The organism is Bacillus sp. GMs2/2, from assembly GCF_050172095.1.
In the GTDB taxonomy this organism is placed as follows: domain Bacteria; phylum Bacillota; class Bacilli; order Bacillales; family Bacillaceae_G; genus Bacillus_A; species Bacillus_A cereus.
Map to the genome: position 1 here is coordinate 1 of NZ_JBNLYE010000269.1, position 5,680 is coordinate 5,680.

The window sequence follows — 5,680 nt, forward strand, 5'->3', positions numbered from 1 at the left end:
TCTGGGCCTGGTGGCGCTAAATGATTCAATTTGTTTAATACTTCTAATTGAACTGCATTTATCATTCCATTTGTAATTTCAAATGGAATTGGATTAGTTAATTTTTCATATCCTTTTGGTGCTTCTACTTCTACTAGTGTGTAGTTACCTACAGATAGATCTGTGATTTTTGCCTTTCCATCTTTATCTGTTGTTACTTTCACTACTACTTTTCCCTTTTCATCATGAACCTCAAACACAGCTCCTGATAAGACTTCCTTGCTTTCAGCGGCCATTTTTGTAATCTCCACTGAACCTTTGTCTAACTGTTCATTCTCTACTTTCAATGATAAGACTTTTGTCATACCTTTTGTAATTTCGAATGATACTGGTTCCGTTAACTTTTTGTAACCTGGTAAGCTCTTCGTCTCTACTAATTTGTATTTTCCTACTGATAGATCTGAAACGTTTGCTTTTCCTTCTTTATCCGTCGTTACTTTCGCAACTACTTTTCCTTTTGAGTCACGTACTTCAAATACAACATTTTCTAATGGTGCTTTACTGTCTTTATCTATTTTTGTGATTTCTACATTCCCCGTATCTACCATTTCATTTTCTACAGTGAACGCTAAAGATTTTGTCATACCTTTTGTAATTTCAAATGGTACAGGCTTTTCTAATTTTTTGTAGCCTGGTAAACTCTCTACTTCTACTAGCATGTACTTTCCTACTGATAAATCTGAAACTGTTGCTTTTCCAGCTTTATCTGTCGTTACTTTCGTTACTACCTTGCCTTTGTCGTCTTGTACTTCAAAGACTACACCTGCTAACGGTGCCTTATTATCTTTATCTATTTTTGTAATTTCTACATTTCCCGTATCTACCATTTCATTTTCTATGTTTAATGATAGAACTTCTGTCATACCCTTTTTAATTTCGAATGATACTGGCTCTGTTAGTTTTTTGTAGCCTGGTAAGCTCTCTTTCTCTACTAATTTGTACTTTCCTACAGATAAGTCTGAGATTTTTGCTTTACCATTTTTATCTGTTTTTACTTCCGTTACTACTTTTCCTTGTTCGTCTTGTACTTCGAAGACTACGCCTTCTAATGCTTTTTGATTATCTTTATCTACTTTTGTGATTTCTACATTTCCCTTGTCTAACATTTCGTTTTCTACTGTTAAAGCAAGAGATTTTGTCATGCCTTTTTCAATTTGGAAAGTAATCGGATCTACTAATTGTTTATATCCTTTTGGTGCTTTTACTTCTACTAACTTGTATGTGCCGACTGATAAATTAGTAACTTGTACTTGTCCTTTTTTATCTGTCGTTATTTTAGCGACTACTTGTCCTGCTTCATCTTGAATTTCAAAGACTGCATCAGCTAAAGCATCTTTATTTTCTTTATCTACTTTTGTAATTTCTACATTTCCTGTATCCACTAATTCATTTTCTACTGTTAGCTTTAGCGCTGTTACTCTACCCTTTTCAATTTCAAATGAAATTGGCTTTTCTAGTGGTTTGTATCCTGCCGGTGTTTCTACTTCTACCAACTCATACTTCCCGATAGATAAATCTGAAACGTTTGCTTTTCCTTCTTTATCCGTTGTTACTTTCGCAACTACTTTCCCTTTTAAATCACGTACTTCAAATACAACATTTTCTAATGGTGCTTTACTATCTTTATCTATTTTTGTTATCTCGACATTCCCTGTATCCACCATTTCATTTTCTACTTTTAATGATAGTACTTCGGTCATGCCTTTTTTGATTTCAAATGATATTGGTTTTTCTAATTTTTTATAACCAGGTAAACTTTCTACCTCTACTAATTCATACTTTCCTACAAGTAAATCTGAAACATTTGCTTTTCCATCTTTATCTGTCGTTACTTTTGTAACTTCATTACCCTTTTCATCTTGGACGATGAATGTTACTCCCGCTAACGGTGCTTTATTATCTTTATCTATCTTTGTTATCTCTATATTTCCCGTATCTACCATTTCATTTTCTATTTTTAATGATAGTACTTCGGTCATGCCTTTTTTGATTTCAAATGATACTGGATCTGTTAGTTTCTTATAGCCTGGTAAACTTTCTTTCTCTACTAATTTGTACTTTCCTACTAATAGATCTGAGATTTTTGCTTTACCATCTTTATCTGTTTTTACTTCCTTTACTACTGTTCCAGCTTCATCTTGCACTTCAAAAACTACGCCTTTTAATGCTTTTTTGCTGTCTTTATCTATTTTTGTAATTTCTACTGAACCTTTATCTAACTGTTCATTTTCTACTTTCAACGATAGGACTGTTGTCATACCTTTTTTAATTTCGAATGATACTGAATCTGTTAGCTTTTTGTAGCCTGGTAAACTTTTCGTCTCTACTAATTTGTACTTCCCTACTGATAAATCAGAGATTTTTGCTTTACCATCTTTATCTGTTTTTACTTCTGTTACTACTTTTCCTTGCTCATCTTGCACTTCGAAGACTACGCCTTCTAATACTTTTTGACTATCTTTATCTATTTTTGTAATTTCTACTGAGCCTTTGTCTAACTGCTCGTTTTCTACTTTTATTGCTAAAGCTTTTGTCATACCTTTTTTTATTTCAAATGGTACTGGTTCTGTTAGCTTTTTATAACCTGGTAAGCTTTTCGTCTCTACTAATTTGTACTTTCCTACTGATAGATCTGAAACATTTGCTTTTCCATCTTTATCTGTTACTACTTTTCTTACTACTTCATCTTTCTCATCTTGGACTTCAAATTCGACACCCGCTAATACTGCTCCGTTTTCTTTGTCCACTTTTGTAATTTCTATATTACCTTTGTCTACCATTGCATTTTCCACTTGTATTGGGAATATGCCGTCCCCTGTTACACTTACTTCGAACTCTGTTTCTTTTAATTGGTAGCCTTCAGGCGCTTTCGTTTCTTTTAAAATATATTTTCCTAGTGCTAACGGTTTAGAGATTGCCTTACCATCTTTATCTGTAACAATATGTTCGACTACTACACCGTCTTTTACTATATCAAACTCTGCATTTGCTAATGGTTTTTCACCATTTTCCGAATCAATTTTCTTTATTTCAATTTGACCCTTTTGCACAGTATTTTTAATTTCAATTGTTTTTGTTTCTCCAGCTTGAAGTGTAACCTCTACTGGGCTTGTTAATTTTTGATATCCTTCTGGTGCTACTGTTTCATAAACTTTATACGTCCCAGGAGCTAAAGTTTGAGGTACTGAAAAACCTTTTTCGTCCGTTGTCAGTTTTGCAACAACTTCATTTGCACTATTTCGAACTTCAAATTCGGCACCTTTCAACCCTTTGTTCGGATTCTCAGAATCTATTTTATGAAGCGATACTGTACCATCTTTTGGAGCTTCAGGCGGTGTAATAGTTACTTCTTTTGATGTTAATGTTTTATCATCAAAATGTAATTCCGCTTTATTAGGAATCTTCTTCTCTACGTAAGAAGATAAGTCTGCATTATTTTTAATTTTCGCCTTGATACTAAGATTAATTATCTGGTCTTCATATGACTTATAATCAAAATTCTCACCAAACGTAAATGTTACTTCACTTCTTTGTTTATCTATATTTAACGTCCCTTTAGAAGTAATATCTTGGCCATTTTTATCATACACTTTTGCCTCTAATACTTCTAAAACATCTTCTAAATCATCACTAATTACCATAGATGTGTATTTAGGAGGATCGTTCGGTATATGTGTACCAACTTGGTATTGAATAACTTGATCCATTTGTGTTAGCTGCTCATTCTCTACAAGCTTGCCATTCTCATCAACTATATTTTTTTCAATGCTAGGTGGATTATTGTCACCTGAACCGGATCCTCCCCCACCACTCACAAATACTTGTCCTACTTTTTCTTCAGTTTTAATATTTTTACCTTCTAATTTCACAGTATTTTTATGAGGTTTTGCAGCAGGATTTGTAACCTTTGTTTTATATCTTAAAATATAGCCTTTTGAACTGTCTGGAAATTCAATTGTAAATCCAGTCTTTGTTGCATTTATTTTAATGTTAGATAAATTTGCTGGCTTAATATTTGTTGGTGCATAACCATCTTCAAATACAGCCTCTTCTAATACTACGCTGTCTGTAATTAACTCATGCCCAGGTCCTAATGTATCTGTTAATTTAAGATCTTGCATTTCTGTTCCAGTTGCATTTACATATACAAGCCAATCAGCAATAGACGGATCTTCTTGATTATAAGAACCCCATTTCAATAGATTTTCCGTATTGGGTTGTGGCTTCGGTCTCTCTGTCGTATTACTTACATTTACTTCTTTATTTACGATTTGACCATCAACGTTAAATTCTAATGGAATTTCTTTAACACCATCATATGCTTCTAGACCAAAGTAGAATTCTACGAATAAAGAACCTTTAATGTTGTTCTTTCCTTCTACGTAATCACCCATAGTACACGTTAATAGACCCTTTTTCATCTCACATGTACCAACTGTTTTTCCTTCAGCATCTTTTAAAGGAAAACTCATATTCATAAGGTCTTTTCGAAACTCTTTTGGCATATCAATTGTGAATTGATCTCCACTTTTTATTTTTTCTTTAGCTGACCACTTCACTTCTACTTTCATACCATCTGAGGCTTGATATGGTTCAGATGTCGTGCCATCAGTACGGGAAATATTAATTTCGTCCACTGGACTTTTCATAACAGCAGCTTGAATAACTGGAGCCCACACATTCAGCACTGAAAATAATACTAGAAAAACTAATGAAACCATTGAAATATGTCTTTTAGTACTTTTCATTTGCATAGTTCCCTCCTAAATTTTTATATTTATATAACAAAAAAAGATCGTCCGGTTGCATCAAAAATGTGCAACCAGACGATCTTAGTAACCAATATGTATTACCGTAGACTCTAAGCTTTGCGGCCTATCCTTTCGAATAGTGTGCTAAAAATATCTTTTATTCTTTTTTTGTTTCATTTTCCTCTTAAACCAAATATTACTATACCGTCTGGACGGTTATAATTCAATACTCTATAAAATTGTTCTATTTTTCTAATAAAAAAAATAATTCACCACTACATTAAAGAAGCAATGGTGAATTATTTTAAAATTATATAGTTCGCATATTCTATTTATATGAATTACTAATAAGAGCTTGAATTACTTTTTCTCTTAACTCGGGGCTTAGTCTTCCAACCCCTAAATATTCCGAATACCATAATCCATCTGCTGCTAATCTAATAATTGTTGCACAAACTGAATCTATCTCATCATTCTCTATATTCTTTTGCAGTTGCTGAAATGATTGTTGTAATGGCTCAAGTAATTCAGGTTTTAACATGAGTACTGCCATCATACTGCTAGACAACTCTTCTGTTCTTCTCTCATTACTTAATCTTTCCTCTACAAAAGAGCGAACCCATCTCCCTTTCCTCTCTGAGTCTTCCGCTACTTTATTGTAAATGGCCCCTTCATAATCCTCTACCCCTCGGACTATCATACCTTCTATTAAAGCTTCTTTATTTGAAAAGTGATACAATAATCCACCTTTGCTTAAACCCGCCTCTTTTGCCACTGCTTCCAAGGTTAATTTAGCGACCCCTTTACATTGTACAATTTGAGAAGCGGCCGTCAAAATCTTTTGCCGCGTTATGCTTATACTCATTCCTTTTTAAAACCCCATTTCTACT

The 5,680-nt window shown here is 33.5% G+C and carries 2 protein-coding genes and 1 riboswitch; both genes read right to left on the bottom strand.

What is annotated here, in order from left to right; genetic code table 11:
* On the bottom strand, positions 1-4,793 hold a 4,793-nt coding region (locus ACQGS6_RS22010), incomplete at its 3' end, for a SpaA isopeptide-forming pilin-related protein (protein WP_426965604.1).
* Between the two features lie 60 nt (positions 4,794-4,853).
* Positions 4,854-4,946: riboswitch (cyclic di-GMP riboswitch) on the bottom strand.
* 172 nt (positions 4,947-5,118) lie between these two features.
* Positions 5,119-5,655, bottom strand: a complete 537-nt coding sequence (locus tag ACQGS6_RS22015) for a TetR/AcrR family transcriptional regulator (protein WP_025966976.1) — start codon at positions 5,653-5,655, stop codon at positions 5,119-5,121.
* Between the last annotated feature and the right edge of the window lie 25 nt (positions 5,656-5,680).